At 67.2% G+C, this 18,378-nt stretch carries 19 protein-coding genes; 11 read left to right on the top strand and 8 right to left on the bottom strand.

The features are described from left to right. Positions 1-6: 6 nt before the first annotated feature. Positions 7-780 carry an ABC transporter ATP-binding protein gene (locus tag C491_RS18000; RefSeq protein WP_005558961.1) on the top strand — a complete coding sequence of 258 codons (774 nt, stop codon included), beginning with the start codon at positions 7-9 and terminating at the stop codon, positions 778-780. Positions 781-817: 37 nt separating this feature from the next. Here the strand turns inward: C491_RS18000 and C491_RS17995 are convergent, their stop codons facing one another. Further along, positions 818-1,174 (bottom strand): winged helix-turn-helix domain-containing protein, encoded by a 357-nt coding sequence (locus C491_RS17995; RefSeq protein ID WP_005558959.1) that lies wholly within the window; start codon positions 1,172-1,174, stop codon positions 818-820. A 97-nt stretch (positions 1,175-1,271) separates the two neighbouring features. Between C491_RS17995 and C491_RS17990 the strand changes: the two genes are divergently transcribed. The 4 genes from C491_RS17990 (at position 1,272) to C491_RS17975 (ending at position 5,009) form a co-directional block, all read left to right on the top strand. Then, on the top strand, positions 1,272-1,955 hold the full coding sequence (locus tag C491_RS17990) for a cob(I)yrinic acid a,c-diamide adenosyltransferase (protein WP_005558957.1): 684 nt from the start codon (positions 1,272-1,274) through the stop codon (positions 1,953-1,955). A gap of 105 nt (positions 1,956-2,060) precedes the next feature. Next, a complete protein-coding gene (gene phaZ, locus C491_RS17985) occupies positions 2,061-2,951 on the top strand; it encodes an intracellular short-chain-length polyhydroxyalkanoate depolymerase (RefSeq protein ID WP_005558955.1) in 891 nt (296 codons plus the stop codon). Between the two features lie 204 nt (positions 2,952-3,155). Beyond that, positions 3,156-3,377 carry a hypothetical protein gene (locus C491_RS17980; protein WP_005558953.1) on the top strand — a complete coding sequence of 74 codons (222 nt, stop codon included), beginning with the start codon at positions 3,156-3,158 and terminating at the stop codon, positions 3,375-3,377. Positions 3,378-3,425: 48 nt separating this feature from the next. Further along, on the top strand, positions 3,426-5,009 hold the full coding sequence (locus C491_RS17975) for a cobyric acid synthase (protein ID WP_005558951.1): 1,584 nt from the start codon (positions 3,426-3,428) through the stop codon (positions 5,007-5,009). A gap of 5 nt (positions 5,010-5,014) precedes the next feature. On the opposite strand, the gene C491_RS17970 is transcribed toward C491_RS17975, so the two are convergent. Beyond that, positions 5,015-5,386, bottom strand: coding sequence for a CopG family transcriptional regulator (locus tag C491_RS17970; RefSeq protein WP_049892328.1), 372 nt, complete (start codon positions 5,384-5,386; stop codon positions 5,015-5,017). A gap of 119 nt (positions 5,387-5,505) precedes the next feature. Here C491_RS17970 and C491_RS17965 point away from each other — a divergent pair, with 119 nt between their 5' ends. Both C491_RS17965 and C491_RS17960 read left to right on the top strand, forming a co-directional pair. Then, positions 5,506-5,757 (top strand): MTH865 family protein, encoded by a 252-nt coding sequence (locus tag C491_RS17965; RefSeq protein ID WP_005558947.1) that lies wholly within the window; start codon positions 5,506-5,508, stop codon positions 5,755-5,757. Between the two features lie 160 nt (positions 5,758-5,917). Then, positions 5,918-7,897 (top strand): bacterio-opsin activator domain-containing protein, encoded by a 1,980-nt coding sequence (locus tag C491_RS17960; RefSeq protein ID WP_049892296.1) that lies wholly within the window; start codon positions 5,918-5,920, stop codon positions 7,895-7,897. Positions 7,898-8,057: 160 nt separating this feature from the next. Here C491_RS17960 and hutH read toward each other — a convergent pair whose 3' ends face one another. Continuing rightward, a complete protein-coding gene (gene hutH / locus C491_RS17955; RefSeq protein ID WP_005558942.1) occupies positions 8,058-9,674 on the bottom strand; it encodes a histidine ammonia-lyase in 1,617 nt (538 codons plus the stop codon). Between the two features lie 89 nt (positions 9,675-9,763). Between hutH and C491_RS17950 the strand changes: the two genes are divergently transcribed. Then, complete coding sequence (locus tag C491_RS17950; protein WP_005558940.1) at positions 9,764-10,117, top strand: DsrE family protein; 354 nt, start codon at positions 9,764-9,766, stop codon at positions 10,115-10,117. A 74-nt stretch (positions 10,118-10,191) separates the two neighbouring features. Here C491_RS17950 and hutI read toward each other — a convergent pair whose 3' ends face one another. Genes hutI through hutU form a run of 3 tightly spaced genes read right to left on the bottom strand, consistent with a single transcriptional unit; the run spans position 10,192 to position 14,191 of the window. After that, on the bottom strand, positions 10,192-11,469 hold the full coding sequence (hutI, locus tag C491_RS17945; RefSeq protein WP_005558939.1) for an imidazolonepropionase: 1,278 nt from the start codon (positions 11,467-11,469) through the stop codon (positions 10,192-10,194). Next, on the bottom strand, positions 11,466-12,443 hold the full coding sequence (hutG, locus tag C491_RS17940) for a formimidoylglutamase (RefSeq protein WP_005558937.1): 978 nt from the start codon (positions 12,441-12,443) through the stop codon (positions 11,466-11,468). Before hutG ends, hutI begins: the two co-directional genes overlap by 4 nt. Then, positions 12,440-14,191: a urocanate hydratase gene (gene hutU, locus C491_RS17935; protein ID WP_005558935.1), complete on the bottom strand. Its 1,752-nt coding sequence runs from the start codon at positions 14,189-14,191 to the stop codon at positions 12,440-12,442. The genes hutG and hutU overlap by 4 nt, the downstream gene beginning before the upstream one ends. An 85-nt stretch (positions 14,192-14,276) precedes the next feature. Here hutU and C491_RS17930 point away from each other — a divergent pair, with 85 nt between their 5' ends. The 3 genes from C491_RS17930 (at position 14,277) to C491_RS17920 (ending at position 17,018) form a co-directional block, all read left to right on the top strand. After that, positions 14,277-14,927, top strand: a complete 651-nt coding sequence (locus C491_RS17930; protein WP_005558933.1) for a helix-turn-helix domain-containing protein — start codon at positions 14,277-14,279, stop codon at positions 14,925-14,927. Positions 14,928-15,819: 892 nt separating this feature from the next. Next, a complete protein-coding gene (locus C491_RS17925; protein ID WP_005558931.1) occupies positions 15,820-16,125 on the top strand; it encodes a hypothetical protein in 306 nt (101 codons plus the stop codon). 80 nt (positions 16,126-16,205) lie between these two features. Further along, positions 16,206-17,018, top strand: coding sequence for a zinc metalloprotease (locus tag C491_RS17920; protein WP_005558928.1), 813 nt, complete (start codon positions 16,206-16,208; stop codon positions 17,016-17,018). Between the two features lie 65 nt (positions 17,019-17,083). On the opposite strand, the gene C491_RS17915 is transcribed toward C491_RS17920, so the two are convergent. Then, positions 17,084-17,389 (bottom strand): winged helix-turn-helix domain-containing protein, encoded by a 306-nt coding sequence (locus tag C491_RS17915; protein WP_005558926.1) that lies wholly within the window; start codon positions 17,387-17,389, stop codon positions 17,084-17,086. Positions 17,390-17,553: 164 nt separating this feature from the next. Next, positions 17,554-18,378: a trehalose-phosphatase gene (gene otsB, locus C491_RS17910; protein ID WP_005558924.1), complete on the bottom strand. Its 825-nt coding sequence runs from the start codon at positions 18,376-18,378 to the stop codon at positions 17,554-17,556.

Raw genomic sequence — 18,378 nt, 5'->3', positions numbered from 1 at the left:
AACTCCGTGACGATCAGCAACCGAGCGCTTCGAGAGACCGCGTCACCGACACCGAACCGCGCCGATGAGAGCGAACCGACGGCGGCCGTTCGGCTCGAGGGCGTGAGCCACGAGTACGGGACCGGGAGCGGGGGCGGATTCCGCTCCCGGTCGGATCGAACGGTGACGGCACTCGAGGACGTCTCACTGTCGGTCGAGGCCGGCGAGATCGTCGGCCTCGAGGGACCGAGCGGGAGCGGGAAGTCGACGATCCTCCACGCCGTCGCCGGGCTGTTGGTGCCGACGGCGGGGACGGTCGCGCTACACGGAACCGATGTGGCGGCGCTGTCGGACCGGCGGCGGACCCGTCTCCGGCGCGAACGCGTCGGGATCGTCTTCCAGCGGTTTCACCTCCTCCCCGCGCTGTCCGCGCGGGCGAACGTCGCGCTTCCGCTGGTGCAGGCCGGCGTTCCGAAGGGGCGACGTCGCGAGCGAGCGAGGCGACTGCTCGAGCGGGTCGGCCTCGAGAACCGGGTAACGCACCTCCCGGGCGAACTGAGCGGGGGCGAGCGACAGCGGGTCGCGATCGCGCGGGCGCTGGCGACCGATCCCGACGTGATCGTCGCCGACGAGCCGACCGGCGAGCTAGATACTGCAACCGGCGAGACGGTGCTCGAGGCGCTGACCGATATCGGCCGGGGCCGGGCGACGCTGGTCGCCTCTCACGACGCCGAGACCCTCGCCGTGGCCGACCGAGTGGTCACGCTCCGCGACGGGCGAGTGGTCTCGGGCGAGCGATGACTCTCTCCGAAGTCGTTCGAAACGGTACTCGATCGGTTTACGAATCCTGCGTCCAGAGGCCAACCAGCGGGTTGCTCGAGTTCTCGACGTCGACGCGGAGCGATCGGTCGTCGTCGAGCCCGATCGCGACCCGATCGAAGTCCGCGACGTACCGGGATTTTCGGCTTCGGCTCCGGCCGACCCCGACCGTCTCCCTGACCAGTCCTGCCTCGGTCAGTCGATCGAGCTTCCGGTAGGTCGTCGAGAGGGGACGGTCGATCTCCTCGGCGGTCTCCGCGACCGTCCGTGGCTCCTCGAGCGTCGCGATGATCGCCCGACAGTCGTCGTCGGTTAGCACGCCGAAGACGTGCTCGCGCGAAGGGGCGTCGTCCGACGAGGAGAACTCGAGTGGCATACGGGTACACCCGACTTGGAAGCGAAGCCTAAAGACACGTTTGGTCGGCTATCCTGGATGTGGTAGCTACATGTAGCCGGCGCTCCAGAGCCAGCGTATGAGCGACGACTCTGAGAACGTTCTCGAGAGCACGCCGGGAGGGGGTCGAACTCCCGAAGCCGAACGCATCGAACCCGCGGCGCCCGAGGAGTTCGGGCTCGTCCAGGTCTGGTGGGGCGACGGGAAGGGGAAGACGACCGCCGCGCTCGGGATGGGAATGCGTGCGGCCGGCCACGGCTACCGCGTCCACCTGCTTCAGTTCATGAAGGGCGGCGCCTCGAGCGTCGACGCCGTTCGCGGCGAGTACAACGCGATCGAGGCGCTGCCGGGGATGAGCTACGAGAACCTCGGTCACTACGGCTGGCACGGGATGGCCGACGGCAGCGAGGACGCCGACCACCAGGCGGAGGCCGAAGCGGGCCTCGAACGCGCCCGCGAGCTACTCGCGGCGGCAGACGACGCCGACCTCTCGGCACCGCTTGACCTCGCAGCCGATCCCGAGTCGGGGGTCCATATGCTGATCCTCGACGAGGTGCTGTACGCAGCCGACCGCGGGCTGATCGGCGAGGACGACGTCCGCGAGCTGATCGACGCCAAACCCGACGACCTCGAGCTGGTGTTGTCGGGCAGCCACGAGGAACCGACGTACCTCGAGGACCGCGCGGACCTGATCACGAACGTCCGGAAGGTTCGCCATCCGATCGAGGACGGCCAGCGCGCGCGGCAGGGAACGGAGTACTGAGCCCTCGCCGTCTGCCGATCGCACGGGACTATGAATCGTAATAACGACGCCGCCTCCTCGAGCGCCGCCAGTGTACTTATGTTGTCGATCGCACAGTAGCAGCATATGACAGTCACCCTCGAGACCGTCGACCTCCCGAACGGCGAGACGATCGGCTACCGCGAACGCGACGGCGGGTCGATTCCGGTCGTCCTGTTACACGGCAACATGACCTCCTCGAAACACTGGGACGTCGTCCTCGAGGCGATGGACGACCGCTACGCGCTGTACGCGATGGACATGCGCGGGTTCGGCGAGTCGAGCTACGAGGAGCCGATCGACTCGCTCGCGGACTTCGCGGGGGACCTCGCGCTGTTCGTCGACGAACTCGGCCTCGAGCGGTTCCACCTCTGGGGGTGGTCGACCGGCGGCGGGGTCGCGATGGAGTACGCCGCGACCCATCCCGACCGAGTACGAAAACTCGTTCTGCTCGCGCCCGCCAGCACGCGCGGCTACCCGATCTACCGAAAGGACGAGAACGGGAATCCGACCGACGAGGTGCTGACGACTCGCGAGGAGATCGCAGCCGACCCCGTCCAGGTCGCGCCCGTCCTCGAGGCCTACGAGCGCGAGGACGTGGCGACGATGAAAGCGATCTGGAACCAGCTCATCTACGTCAACGACGAACCCGACCCCGAGCGCTACGACGAGTACGTCGCGGACATGTTCACCCAGCGAAACCTCGTCGACGTCGACTACGCCCTCACGCGGTTCAACATGAGCGACGAGCACAACGGCATCGTGGAGGGCTCCGGACGGGCCTCCGACGTCGAGGCCGACACCCTCGTCCTGCGCGGCGAGGACGACCTGGTCATCACCGAGGCGATGATCGAGGAGACGCTCGCGGACCTTGGTGAGACCGCGACGTTCGTCGAGCTGGCGGGCTGTGGCCACTCGCCGCTCATCGACGACCGCGACCAGCTGCTTCGAGAGGTCGAGTCGTTCCTCGAGGGGTGAGACGGTCTGCCGAAACGATCTACCGGCGTAACCGCGAGATGGCCCGCGGTTGTGCGGGAGACGACTTCCAATAATCCGTACGGGTCAGAACGGCAGTCACTGATCGGATTCGATCCCGTCAATTCGAGAACCTGTCAGAAGCGTCGAAAGCGCCTTTCGACTGCAAGGGGAGGGAAAACCCGAAACCCGTGCAATGTGAGACGTATGAAGGTCGTCTACAAACCGGGCAACGCCTACGAGGAGATCAACTGCTTCGACTTCCGGGAGTACGAACAGGGTGTCGTCCTCCACAACGAGGAGGGGTACAACATCGGCTACGTTCCCCACGAGATCCTGAGCCACATCGAGCCACATCCGGAGGAAGAGGTCACCTTCGACGGCAGCGGACACCGCGGGGAGGAAGCCGACGAGGACAGCGAGGAGTAATCGCTCGAACCAACAGGACGATACCCTGCCCCGCTCGAGTTCGGAGCAATGACGCGGACGCTTCTCGTCGCCGGCACCGCGAGCCACGTCGGCAAGTCGACCGTGGTCGCGGGCCTCTGTCGACACCTTACCGACCGGGGCGTCTCGGTCGCGCCATACAAGGCACAGAACATGAGTAACAACGCCCGGGTCGTGGTCCGTCCGGAGACGAACGACGACTCGGACGGAGACGGGACGAGCGACGGGAACGACCGATGGGGCGAGATCGGCGTCTCCCAGTTCGTTCAGGCTCGAGCGGCACGAATCGCGCCGACGACCGACTGCAACCCCGTTCTGCTCAAGCCCCGCGGGGACGGCGAGAGCCAGCTCGTCGTCGAGGGTCGGGCCCGCGAGCACGTTCCCGCAGGCAGTTACTACGAGGAATACTGGCACGAGGCCCGCGAGGCGGCCGTCGCGGCTCACCGCCGACTGGCCGCCGACCACGACGTGATCGTCGCCGAGGGTGCGGGCAGCATCGCCGAGATCAACCTCCACGATCGGGATCTGGCGAACCTCGAGACAGCCCGCTTCGCCAACGCCGACGTTCTCCTACTGGTCGACATCGAGCGCGGCGGGGCCTTCGCGAGCCTCTATGGCACGATCGAACTGCTGCCCGACGATATCCGCGAACGGGTCGTCGGCGCCGTTATCACGAAGTTCCGGGGCGATCCCGCGCTGCTCGAGCCCGGCATTGAGGAGATCGAGTCCCGAACCGGGGTTCCGATCCTTGGCGTGCTCCCCTACGACGATCCAGGGCTGCCCGAGGAGGACAGCGTCGGACTGCCAGGACCGGGCGAGCGGGGCGTTCTCGGCGACGACGACGGCGTCCCCGCAGAGCGGCGACTGACGATCGCGGTGCCTCGACTTCCGCGGCTCTCGAACGCGACCGACCTCGAGGCGCTTTCGGCCGAGCCCGGCGTCTCGGTCGAGTTCGTTCCCCTCGAGGAGAGCGGGGAGGACGTGGATCCGAATCCCCTGGCCGACGCGGACGCGGTCGTCCTCCCCGGAACGAAAAACACCGTCGACGACCTGCGGGCGCTCCGGGCGTCGCCCGTCGGTCCGGCCCTCGAGCGGTTCTCGGGCCCGGTCGTCGGCCTCTGTGGCGGCTACCAGCTACTGGGCGAGCGGATCACGAACGCCGCGCTCGAGGGCGTCGGCGACGAGGACGTCCTCGAAGGGCTGGGTCTGCTTTCGGTCGAGACTCGTTTCGAACCCGAAAAACGCCTCGAGCGCACCGCCGTGACCGTCGACGGCTCGGGCTCGCCGCTGCTCGCGGGTGCCGACGGCGCGACGGCCCGGGGGTACGAGATCCACGCCGGCCGCACGCGGGCGCTCGAGGCGGTCGAGCGACCGCTCGGCGAGACCGGCGCGGCTCGCGGCTCAGTGCTGGGAACCTACCTCCACGGACTGTTCGATTCGGCGCCCGTTCGGGAGGCGTTTCTCGAGGCCGTCGCGGACTCGGCGGGGATCAACCGCCCCGACGGCGGATCGGCCGAGGACGGAACGGGCGGACGACGCCCCGCGGATCGGGCCGCGTCGCTGGTCGCCGAGAACGTCGCACTCGAGAAACTGGGTGCGCCGTTCGAGACGTAACGAGACTACGTGCGATAGGTGCCGAGTAGCTCCTCGAGCACGAGACACTCCTGTTCGGTCGGCTCGTAGTGGTCATCGATGAACTGCTCGGCCGCCTCGTAGTCGCCACGGAGTCCGTGTTTGCGGACGGTGATGACCGCCTCGAGGAAGCGGGTGCCGCCGTCGGCGGCGGACTCGGTCTCCTCCGGGATGTCGAGTTCGGCCTTGATCTCGTCGAAGTTGAACGTCTCGACGTCGTGGTCCGGATCGACGAGGGTGAGCACGTACTCCGCGGAGAAGCGGTAGAACTCGGACTTGCTCTCGAACATACCGTCGTCGACGAGGGCGTCGATCTGATCGACGACCGCGTCCGGATATCTGACGGTATCTTTCGCCATACCGAAACTCTTCATACCGGCGACTCATTACTGTTTCGGGCGTCGAGAAACGAACGCGCAGTCGGCTGCTTGGAGTTCACAACAGGTTTATTATTTATCATCCGCAATAGGGGGACGCGATGGCAGACGAATCCGAACTCCGTAACCAGATGATCGACGCGTTCGAAGGCGCAGACTACCCCATCTCGAGCCCGATGGACCTCGTTCCGGCCCTCCCGAACGGCCCCGGAACGAAGTTCGAATCGGGCGACTTCTCGATGACCGCGATGGAGCTCAACACCAAAACCTCGGGCGGGGATTTCCCCTACGAGAACCCCGAGGCGTTCGTCGACGACATCATCGAGGATCTCAAGGAACAGGGCGAACTCTAAACCGACGAAATCCCCGCAGCTCGACTTCTCCTGACCGAGCCGTCGATCGTGGTCGGTCGAGACGACTTCTCCCGGCTATGAGTGGTGCGAATGGCAAGCACTTACATCGCTGCCCGATGACTCTCTTCGAGTACGCAACCGCGTGGAGAACCGAGACGCCATGCAAGACGTAACCAACGACGCCACGGTCGCCCTGATCACCGAATCGCCCGATAGCGAACTGTCGGCGGCGATCGAGACAGTCGCTTCGTTCGATGTCCGAACGATCCCCCCCGATCGAGCGCTCGAGTCGCTCCGGGAGACAGCCAGTGAGGGCGAGGTCCCCTCCGGAATCGTCCTCGAGGCCGACGATCCGGCGACGATTCGGTCCGTTCTCGCTCGAGTGCAGTCGGCAACCCAGGCGACACCGGTCGTCGTTGCGCCCGCCAAGGGAGACGAACACACCGCAGCGGCGGCGCTGCGAGCGGGTGCGACCGAGTACGTCACGGCCGACGAGCCCGAGGCGAAGGTCAACCGGATTATCGATGCGATCACCGAGCTCCCGGCCGACGAGACCGCAGAGTACCACCGCATCCTGGCGAACGAGCTCCCCGACGAGGCGTTCGTCATCGGGGAGGACGGCACCTACCTCGAGTCGAAGGTTCGCCCGGATACGGCGACGCTGTACACGACTGCGGCCGGCGAACTCGTCGGCAAGTCCCTCGAGTCGGTGTTTCCCGCGGACGTCGCCGAACGACTGCAGTCGTGTCTCGAGCGGGCGATCGAAACCGGCGCGATTCAGTCCATCGAGTACGGCGCCGATACGACCGAGGGCTGGCGCCGGTACGAGGCGCGGGTCGTCCCCATCGAGCGACGGATCGACGGCCAGCGCGCGGTCGTCTGGCTGGCCAGGGATATCACCGAGCGGGCCCAACGCGAACGACGGCTGCAATCCCGTCAGGACCGCCTCGAGACGGTCAACCGGATCAATCAGGTTGTCCGGCAAGTGATCGAGACCCTCGTCGAGGCGCCGACCCAGGCGGCCATCGAACGGAAGGTCTGCGAACAGCTCGTCGAGTCGGAGCTGTACTGCGGCGCCTGGATCGCCGAACGGACGGGCGAGGGTGAACTCTCGTATCGGACCGGCGCCGGGACGGCCGAGACCTACCTCGAGGCCGTCGAGAGCTGCGACCCCGAGGACCAGCGACCGGCCCAGCACGCCGTCAGAAGCGGCGAGATTCAGGTGATAGACGACGTGCTCGGCGACGACTCGGTTCCCGAGGAGCTTCGCGAGGCGGCCCGCGCGGACGGGATCGACGCGGCGGTCGTCGTCCCGATCAGCCACGGCGGGACGACCTACGGCGTCCTCGCCGTCGTCGCGAACCGAAACGACACCTTCAGCGAGAGCGAGCGAAGCGGGTTCCAGCTACTCGGCGAGACGACCGGCTTCACCATCAGTGCCGTCAAGAACCGCCAGCTGCTGTTTTCCGACACCGTCCTCGAACTCGAGTTCCGGATCGACGGCGGCGAGACGCTCGCGTTCGACCTGACGACGGAGTACGACTGTACGATCGCGCTCGAGTGGGCGGGCTCGACCGCCGACGGTCGGATCTTCCAGTACGTGACCGTCGACGGGCTCGACGGCGAAACCGTCCTCGAGGAGGCCGAGGATCACGACTCCATCGAGGAGTGTCGGCTCATCTACGACGGCACCGACAGCTGCACGCTCGAGATCCGAATGGGGGAGTCGGGCGTCCGCACGCTCGCCCACCACGGTGCGACGATCCGGGACATCGTCGTCGAGAACGGCTCCGCGTCCCTTCTGATCGAAGTCCCTCGAGACGCCGACGTCCGCGAGGTCGCCGAGGCGCTGAAGTTCGTCTACGAGGACACCAAACTCGAGGCGCGTCGGGAAGTCGACCACCCGGTCAGAACCGCCGCCGAGCGCCGCGACGACGTGTTCGGTAAGCTGACGGACCGACAGCTCACGACGCTTCGGCTGGCCTACTACAGCGGCTTCTTCGACTGGCCACGGGAGAGTACGGGCGAGGAGATCGCGGAGGCGATGGACGTCTCGCCGCCGACGATGCACCAGCACCTCCGGAAGGGGCTGAAGACGGTTCTGGGCGAACTCTTCGAGGAGAGCGGCGGCACTGTATAGAAACCGGCGGCGAGGGAAACGGTAGGTGGTGGTGTTTCGAACGGTCCCCGTCGTGCCGGTGCCTTCGACCAACGAAGGCGGGTTCGGGTAGGTGCTCGAGCGGGATAACAGTGCGCAAATCGACCGACGGGACGAGGGTTGCGCCGTCGGTCTATGACGATTAGTCGTCGTCGATCGACGGCGAGTCGCCGGTGGCGCGCTCGATCGTCTCGTCGAGCAGCCCTCGCTCGAGCAGTGTCGCGACCCGATCGACGTCGGTGTGAACCGGCCGATCCGCCTCGAGCGACGGGACGACCTCCCGAACCAAGTCGTAGACGGCGCTCGTCCCGACGCCGAGCGACAGCGGCTCGTCGGTCTCGAAGGCGTCGTCGACGTAGTCGGCGGCCTGGGCGCCACAGACGAATTCGGCTGCGACGACCTGCGTAGCGTTCTCGACGGCCCGCCGAGCGTTGAGCGCGGACTGGCCGCTCATGCTGACGTGATCCTCCTGGCCGCCGCTGACTGGCGTGTTGTCGGCGGAGGCGGCGCCAATCGAGCGCAGCTCGTTGAGCAGTGCCGCCGCGGTGTACTGGGCGATCATATACCCCGACTCGACGCCGCTGTCGGCGGCGAGAAACGGCGGGAGATGGGGTTCCTGCAGGTTGGGATTTAGCAGGCGGTCGATCCGTCGCTCGCTGATCGCCGCCAGGTCGGTCAGCGCGAGACGGGCGTACTCGAGGCGCAGCGCCAGCGGCGCGCCGTGGAAGTTGCCGCCCGAGAGGATCGCCGCGCGTTCGGTGCCCGACGCACGGTCGTCGACGCGGTCGCCCGCGAACACCAGTGGGTTGTCCGTTGCGCTGTTGAGTTCGATGGAGACGGCGTCCCGAAGGTGGCTCAGGGCGTCCCGAACGGCGCCGTGAACCTGCGGGAGACACCGCAGCGAGTAGGCGTCCTGCACCCGGTCGCAGTTGCGGTGGGCCTCGACGATCTCGCTGCCGGCGGTGAGTCGTCGAACTTCGCGCGCACTCTCGAGCTGGCCCGTGTGCGGCCGGGCCTCGTGAATCGCTCGAGCGGCCGTCGCCGTCGTTCCGAGGGAAGTTTCGATCGTCAGCGCGCCCGCCGCGTCCGCACCGCGCACGAGCCGTTCTCCGTCGACGACCGCGAGCGCAGCCAGGCCGGCGGTCAGCTGGGTGCCGTTGATGAGCGCGAGCCCCTCCTTGGGCTGCAGGGAGAGGGGCTCGAGGCCGATCTCGGCAAGGGCGTCGGCGCCGGAGCACCGCTTACCGCCCTCCTCGTTCGATCCCTCGACGACCGCTTCGCCCTCGCCGATCAGCACCAGCGACATGTGTGCGAGCGGCGCGAGGTCGCCGCTGGCGCCGAGACTGCCACGGGACCTGACGACCGGATGGACCCCTTCGTTACAGATCGCGACGAGGTGGTCGACGACGGTTTCGCGAATCCCCGAGTAGCCCGTCACGAGGGCGTTGATCCGGGCGACTAGCATCGCACGGACCTCCTCGCGCTCGAGTTCGCGACCCGCTCCGGCGGCGTGGCTGCGCAGCAGGTTCGTCTGGAGCTGTTCGATCTCCTCGGGCGGGATGCGTTCGTCGACCAGCTCGCCGAATCCGGTGTTGAGCCCGTAGACGGCCTCGCCGCTCTCGATGACGTCCTCGACGCGGGCGCGGGACTCCCTGAGTCGCTCTCGGGCCGCTTCGTCGATCTCGAGCCGGGCATCGTCGCGCGCCACCGCGGCGACGTCCTCCGGGGACAGCGACTCGCCGTCGAGCACGACGGTCATCGGCGACCACCTCCCGCGGCCATCGCCAGTGGGCGGCCCGCACACGAGCGCCCAACGGAAATACGTGCGGACTCCCGAGTGCTGGTCGTATGCCAGACGCAGCAATCGTCGTGCTCGCAGGAACCGAATCGGCGTCCGACCTCGGCCGCGTCGTCAACGCCCTCCAGACAGCGAAGGAGTTCGACGACGCCGGCGACGACGTCGAGATCCTCTTCGACGGCGCCGGCACCCAGTGGGTCGGCGAACTCGAGGACGAGGACCACGACTACCACGCGCTGTACGCGCAGGTCGCCGAGCACGCGCAGGTCTGTGACTACTGCGCGGGCGCCTACGACGTCGAGGACGAGGTTGAGGCGAGCGAGGCCGAGCCGGCCGACGAGTACGAGGGGCATCCGAGCATCCACTCGCTCGTCAGCGACGGCTACGAAGTCATCACTTACTGAGGCGCTTTCCTGCGGTTTCGGTTCGATCGGTCCCGGCGTGGTTGCGGTCGGAGCCATTGTGATACTCGCGACCGTCATTCGACGACCACCTCCCCGGCCTTGACCACCACATCGACGGCCGTCGTGTCAAACCGGTAGGCGAGGTGGGCGAACGACGGCGCCTCGAGCACGACGGCGTCGGCCGGCGCACCCTCCCGCAGCGTCCCCGTTCCGTCCTCGAGGTCGAGCGCCAGCGCGGCGCTGTGTGTCGACGCGAGCAGCGCCTCCGCGGGCGTCATCCCCATCTCGACCGCGCCGAGGGTCTGCGTGAACTCCATACTCCGCGAATGACAGTTCGGGTTGAAATCGGTCGCCAGCGCGACGGGCGCGCCGGCCTCGAGGAACGCCCGCGCGTCGGCGTAGGCCTCGCCGAGACCGAACGCGGTTCCGGGTAACAGGACGGGCACGACTCCGTTCTCGACTAGCGCCTCGACGTCGTCCTCGTTGGCGTGCAGCAGGTGGTCGGCACTCGCAGCACCGAGTTCGGCCGCAAGCTCCGCCCCGCCGAGGCGAACGAACTCCTCGGCGTGGACCTTCGGGGTGAGGCCGTGTTCGAGTCCCGCCTCGAGCACCCGTCGCGACTGGGCGACGTCGAAGACACCCTCCTCGCAGAAGACGTCGCAAAAGGTCGCGATCCCCTGGTTGGCGATCGCGGGAAGCTGCTCCTCGACGACCTCGTCGACGTAGCCCTCTGCCTCCCGGTCATTGGGGACCGCATGGGCGCCCATGAACGTCGCCACGAGGTCGACCGGCTGGGCGGCGTCGGCGCGGTCGATCGCCTCGAGCTGTCGAAGTTCGGTCTCGGTGTCGAGTCCGTACCCCGACTTGACCTCGACGGTCGTCGTCCCGTGGGCGAGCATCGTCTCGAGGTGCCCAGTGAGGTTCGCGACTAACTGGTCGTCGCTCGCCTCCCGGACCGCTCGGACGGTCCGGAGGATGCCGCCGCCCTCGGCGAGGATCTCCTGGTACTCCTTCCCTCGTAACTTCGCCTCGAACTCGTCGGACCGATCCCCGGCGAAGACGGCGTGCGTGTGGGGATCGACGAAGCCGGGGACGACCGCCCGCCCGTCGGCGTCGATCGCCGTCTCGGCGTTCTCGGGCGGATACTCGCGGGTCACGTCCTCGCTCGAGCCGACGGCGATGACCTCGCCGTCGACCGCGACGAGGGCGGCGTCCTCGCGGATCTCGAGGGGTGTGTCGTCGGACTCGTTCCTCGAGGGTCCGACGACGAGTTCGTCGATGCCGTAGACGACGCAGGTATCGCCGTTCGCGCTGTCCGTCCTGGAGTCGGCGTCCTCGGCTGGCCCGCTCATCGTCGTCCCTCCATGTACCCCGCGAGGAAGTGCGCGATCGCACGAGCCGCCGCGTCGGCCGTCAGCCCCTCTCGATCCAGCGGCGGAGCGCACTCGACGATTTCGAAGCCGGCAACCCGGTCGTCGCTCGCGAGCAGCCGTAGCAGTCGGAACAGCTCCCGAGTACGCAGTCCGCCCGGCGTCGGTGCGCTCACGCCGGGTGCAGCGCTCGCGTCGAGGACGTCACAGTCGACGCTGACGTAGAGGGCGTCGACGTCGCCGACGATCTCGAGAGCTCGATCCGCAGCCGCGACGACGTCGTCGCCCACCTCTTCGGCGGTAACGACCTCTCCCCCGCGCTCGTGGAGGAAATCGTGGTACGCGGTGGAGGTCTCGAAGTGTCGAGCGCCGACGCAGGCGTAGCCGTCGAGGCCGTCCTCGAGGAGCTGTCGGTACGGCGTCCCGCTCGTGGGCTCGCCGTCGACCGCGCGGACGTCGAGGTGGGCGTCGAAGTTGATGACGCCGACGGTACCCGACTCGAGCAGCGGCGCGACGTTCGGGTAGGTCAGGGAGTTGTCGCCGCCGAGGAAGACCGGGAGCGCGTCGCGCTCGTGGACGAGCCGAGTCGTCTCGCGGAGTTCGGTCTGGACCGCCGACACCGGCTCGCCTGCCTCGTCCTCGAGCGTCTCGACCAGTGAGGCGACGTCGCCGAGATCCGCGACTCCCTCGAGGGGACCACCGTCGAAGTGGTGGGTCTTGGTTCGGGCGAGCGAACGTCGGATCGCGGGCGGCCCCTCGCGGGCGCCCTGTCGGCCGATGACCGCGCCATCGTAGGGTTCGCCGACGAGGACGGCCTCGTAGTCGCCCGTCTCGAGGGCGACTCGTTCGACGACGTCGCCGAACAGTTCGTCGTTCGCGTCGCCGCCCGCGAGGACATCCCAGCCGCCGGTCGACGCCCAGTCGGGGTTGGTCGCGAACCGATCGGTTCCGCTCACGAGCGATCGCCCTCCGCCATCGGGACGTGGACGTTCGACTCGCGGGCCTCCTCGAGCGCGTCCTCGTAGCCGGCGTCTGCATGACGGATCACGCCCATCCCCGGATCGGTGGTGAACACCCGTTTCGCCTTCTCGGCCGCGAGTTCCGAACCGTCGAGCACGACGTGGTTGTTCGTGTGCAGCGAGTTGCCGATGCCGACGCCGCCGCCGTCGTGGACGCTGACGATGTCGGCGCCGGCCGCGCAGTTGAGCAGGGCGTTGAGGATCGGCCAGTCGGCGACGGCGTCGGTGCCGTCGCGCATCGCCTCAGTCTCGCGGTTCGGGCTCGCGACGGAGCCGGCATCGAGGTGGTCCCGCGTGACGACGATCGGCGCCGAGATCTCGCCGTCGGCGACCAGGTCGTTGATCCGCAGGGCGAAGCGAGCGCGCTCGGTGAGCCCCTCGTCGCCCTCGCCGTCGGTGCTGTACCCGAGCCAGCAGACCCTCGAGGGCAGGCCCTGAAACTCGACTTGCTCCTGTGCGAGGTCGATCCAGCGGTGCAGGTGGTCCTTTGCGGGAAACAGCTCGCGGACGGCGTCGTCGGTCCGGTGGATGTCGGCGGGGTCGCCCGAGAGGGCAACCCAGCGGAACGGTCCCTTCCCGCGACAGAACAGCGGCCGAATGTAGGCGGGGACGAACCCGGGGAAGTCGAACGCCGACTCGTGGCCGCGGTGTTCCTGCACCTGTCCGCGAATGTTGTTGCCGTACTCGACGGCGATCGCGCCCTCGTCTTGGATCGCGAGAATGGCGTCGACGTGGCGTTCCATGGTGTCGAGACTCTCGGCGACGTACGTCTCGGGGTCGTCCTCTCGGAGCTGGTCGGCTGCTTCGACCGTGTAGCCCGAGGGGTAGTAGCCCTCGAGTTCGTCGTGGGCACTGGTCTGGTCGGTGACGACGTCGGGGAGGAACTCGCGCTCGAGCATCGCCTCGAGCATGTCGGCGGCGTTGGTGTGGACGGCGATGCTGTAGGGCTCGCCGGCCTCGGCAGCAGCTTTCGCGTTCTCGATCGCTACGTCCAGGTCGTCGGTCTTCTCCTGACAGTAGCCCGTCTCGAGGCGCCGATCGATCCGCGACTCGTCGACCTCGGCGGCGATGCAGACGCCGCCGTTCATCGTCACTGCGAGGGGCTGGGCGCCGCCCATCCCGCCGAGGCCGCCCGTGACGACGATCGTACCCTCGAGTCCCTCCGTGTCGGGGTAGTGCTGGCTCGACAGCTCCGCGAGGGTCTCGTAGGTGCCCTGGATGATCCCCTGGGTGCCGATGTAGGCCCACGAGCCCGCAGTCATCTGGCCGTACATGATCTTGCCCTCGGCCTCGAGTTCGTGGAAGTGCTCCCAGTCGTCCCAGTTGCCGACGAGGTTCGAGTTCGCGATCAGTACTCGGGGGGCGCGCTCGTGGGTCTCGAAGCGGCCGACGGGTTTGCCCGACTGAACCAGTAAGGTCTCCTCGTCGCCCAGTTCCCGAAGTTCGGCACAGATCGCGTCGTAGGCGTCCCACGACCGGGCTGCTCGCCCCGTGCCGCCGTAGACGACCAGGTCCTCGGGTCGCTCGGCGACGTCGGGATCGAGGTTGTTGTTCAGCATCCGGAAGGCGGCCTCCTGACGCCAGCCCGCACACTCGAGGTCCGTTCCCGTCGGCGAGCCGCGGTACTCCTGCCACTGGTCGCTCGGTGGGGCGTCCCCGAGCGTCGATCGTCGGTCGCTGTCCATACCGATAGCACGGTTCGGGGAACCAACACCATCGGTGTTCCGTACGGAAGTGGATTTATAATAGGTCGGCTGCGTATCGGTATGCATGTACGAGGCGACCGTCGCTATCGCCGACTCGAGCGCCTACACCGCGCCGACCGACGGGACCGACTGCCGGATCGAACTCTGGTGTAACGACCACGCGGACCTCCTCTACGTCGTCGGCTCGTCGGCCGAGCCGGTGCTCTCTCGGGTCCGGGAAGATATCGGAATCGAGGACTGCGTCCGCGGGGACGGCGAGACGGTCGTCATTACGGGTTCCTGTCTGAAGCGACACGAGACCTCACATATCGAACGATACCTCGAGTCCCACGACTGCCTGTTGCTCCCGCCGCTGCGGTACGAGGACGGGCGGAAACACTGTCGAATCCTCGCGCTCGACCCCGAGAACCTCACCGATCTCTACGCCGCTCTCCTCGAGGACGGGTTCGACGTCGAGGTCCTGCGCAAACGCGAGGTCGGCGTTCCCGCCCGGTCGTCCCCGCTGGTTTCGCTCGAGGAGACGCTGCCGGAGCTGACGGCCCGCCAGCGCGAGGTCCTCTCGCTGGCAATCGAGGGCGGCTACTACGAGATTCCCCGGGAGACGACGAGCGAGCAACTCGGGGCCGAACTGGGAATCAGCCGACGAGCAGTAGACGACCACCTCCGTCGGATCGAGCGAAAGCTGCTCTCGGCGCTGCACACCTTTCTCTACTGATCGATCGGAGTACGAGCTCGGGATTCGGAACGACGGCTGAACCGACTCGAACGCGGTAATTGCGTATGCGAATGGAATGTTCGTCCTCGAGTCTGCAGCCCCGGCTAATCACCGTTGGGTGGGACTGAAAGGGGCTGGCCCGCTGGAGGTGCGAGGCGAAGTAAGCACTGGACTGAGCGGAGCGAGGGAAGCGCGCAGCGAGCCGCAGCCCCTCCAGCGGGCCAGGGGCTTTCGGGTGATACTGACGAGTAGCAGGTTCTACTCGCACGAACACGCGGGATTGCCACGTCCTCCCCAACCGATTTCTGCTCACGGGCGCGCAGCGCCCGTTCGCATGGTCCGCGGAACCGTAGGTTCCGCGCTACGCTCACTCGCTGCGCTCGCTCATCCACTGGCAGAGCAAGCTCTGCCAAGCCATTCGCTCGTGTTACTCGCGAAGACCTCGCACAGCATCGTCGACCGTCCTCACTGACGTTCGGCCCGTCGACAGCGCGCGCCACTGCAGGTGGGATGGTCGGACTGAGCTGATGCGTTGTTCACCTGTACTGAACGCGAACTTCACACCAAACCCTGGGTGAAGAATCGCGTTGTCAACTATCGCTACCGACAATTGCTCGGTCCGGAATCGCTATTTGGCTCTACGGCCAGTTCCGATCCCGTGTCACCCCGGACAGGAGGTAGAGACGTCGGGAGTGATGTTTGCTGCTCGAGGGTATCGACAAAACGACCGTCAGCCGATCGGATCAGTTCCGGATTGGGGACACTCAGCCACGTATAACTGTCGCAACTGTTAACCCGACCGACGATAGGACCGGCCCGACTCGACTCGAGTGATGAGCGACCGAGAACGAGGACGGCGAGAAGCGGCTCGAGCGCTGCCGGGGGAGAACGCGTGAGCGAGGAGCTGCGGACCGAAACGGTTCTCGAGGGGTCCGACGGGAGCTACTACACCGGCTGGGAGGTCACTCGCAGAATCCGAGCGGGTGACTGGAAGTGCTGTCTCCGACAGGACGACCCCGACCGACAACTGGTCGAAACGGAGTCGGGCGAACTCCTGTTGCTCGCCCCGGTCGACCCCGGGGCGCTGCCGGCTCGAGCCGAGGTTCGGCTCGAGGGCGAGGCCGCCCGCGTCGTCCGGACGCGACAGCGGTGTCGTCGGCTCCGAGACCGACAGTACGGGTTCCCTGACGGTCAATAGTCCGAATGCAACCGTTTTAGGGCGAGCCATCGTAGTTCGTAGGGGTCGCCAAACACACGCCGAGATCGATTTCAGCGAACATGAACGACGAGGGAGCGAGCGACGAGAGACCGGCCCTGACGCGGCGCCAGCTGCTGGTCGGGCTGGCCGGGTCGACCGCCTCGGTCGCCACCGTCGGAACGCTCGGCTACGCGAGGCGGGAGCCGACCGACCGCCTCGAGGTTCGACTCTGGTTTTCCGATCGAGCCGCGGGGTACGACGGGATCGCCGACCGCGTCCGCGATTACCTCAAGGCGTTGCTTTCCGACGAGCACTGGGAGCTCGAGCTGTCAGTCGGCGGAACGGTCGCGGTCTCGACGGAGGACGGCGCCCGCGTGACCAGCGGCGGCGAGTGGCCCACGACGCTGGCGTCGGGGGCGGTCGGGGTCGGCGACGTCGACCCGGTTTCGGACGTCAACCTGCTCGTCACGGACGGCCAGATGACGACCGCACCGACCGGGTTCGCGCTGCCCCACGTCGCGTCCGTCGGCGGCGCCCGTTACCTCGCGACGCTGCCGCCGATCGCGGAGCTTGGAACGGTTCGGGACGGCGAGGTGGTCCACCGGACCGTTCCCAACGAGCGCCCGACCCGGACGATCCAGATCCTGTTGCACGAGATCGGACACGCGCTCGGGCTCGAGCACGATCACGGGGTCGCCTTCCGAAGCGAGGAGACCGTCGTCGCGACGCCGATGCTCAGCAGCTACGCCTGGGATCCGGACTACAAACAGGATCGGTCGCGCTGTGGTACCGTCTATCCGTCGACGGCGGGACGTGATCGGGCGCTGAGCCTGACGTTCTCGACGTGCTCGAGACGGGAGCTCGAGTCCTACAGCGGCGGCTTGACGCTGTAGCTGGCCCGGAAGCGACGGGGAACCTACTCCTCGTCCGCTTCGTTCTCGCCGCGGGCGAAACTTCCCTACTCGCCGGCCGACTCGTCGATATCCGGGGACGGCCCCTCGATGAGCGACTCGAAGTCGTCGGTCTCGTCGTACTGGTCGCGGTAGACCAGCGCCGCCCGCCCGAGCGACGTGATCTCGTAGAGCCCGGAGCGCTCGGCCGGACCGATCTTTTCGACGAGCCCGTAGTCTTCGAGCACCGGCAGACGGGTGTTGATGTTCTTGCGGCTCTTGCCGGTGTGGGCCGCCAGGTTGGTCGCGACGTTGCGTCCCTTGTCCTCGAGCTCCTCGAGGATCAGGAAGTCAGTTGGTTGTCGTAGTTTCACTCTCTGTCACGCTCGCATCTGCACTATATTTCCAGTGGTGACTAATTCTTTCGACTCCGACCGGTCGACCCGTTCGGAGTGACATATCGAACTCCCCAGCGTTTCTGGCCCCACAAAAGCGAGTTTTCGGCCGATCAGCTACTGACCATCAGAAGTCTGACTCGTCACGGCACTGGTCCGTTCCGAACCCGTTCGACGCCCGTCGTCGCGAACCACTCGAGTAACGAGGCGACCTGCTCGGGCGAGCGGACGCGCCCCGACGCGGCTGTCGGCGCGTCGTCGCCGACGCGGACGCCGACGCCCCGGGGTTCGACGGTTCGAAACGCGGACTCGTCGGTGACGTCGTCGCCGATGTAGATCGGCACCGTTCCGTCCGAGCGGTCGGCGACGAGCATCCCGACGGCGTTTCCCTTCCCCCAGTCGATCGAGGGGCCGATCTCGAGGATTGCCTTCCCGGTCGAGAGCTCGAGGCCCTCGCCGCCGAACCGGGAGACGGTCTCGCGGGTGAGTCGCTCGACCTGCGGTCTCGCGGGTTCGGGCACCGACCGATAGTGGACCGTGGCGGTCAGGCGCTTGTTCTCGACGCGGGCGTTCGGAACCGGATCGAGGGCGATCTCGAGGGCCTCGCAGACGGCGTCGACGCGCGCGGCGCGCTTTCGGGCGATCGGGTGGACCGCGACCGAATCACCGCGCTCGAGTTCGAGGCCGTGGTTCCCTGCGTAGATCCGCGGGCCGTCGACCCGCTCTCGAACGTCGGCGAGCCCGCGCCCGCTGACGATCGCCGTCGTCACGTCCGGCTCGTCGGTGATCTTCTCGAGAACGTTACTGACGGCCCGCGTCGGGGCCGCCTCGTCGGGATCGTCGACGATCGGCGCCAGCGTACCGTCGAAGTCGAGACACAACAGGAGTTCCGTCGCCTCCTCGAGTCGCGTCCGGATTCGGGGTCGGAGTTCGTCGATCGGGTTCGGCTTCGTTCGCTGCTGTTGCAT

The organism is Natronococcus amylolyticus DSM 10524, from assembly GCF_000337675.1.
Classification (GTDB): Archaea; Halobacteriota; Halobacteria; order Halobacteriales; family Natrialbaceae; genus Natronococcus; species Natronococcus amylolyticus.
This window is presented reverse-complemented; position numbering and strand designations above follow the sequence as displayed.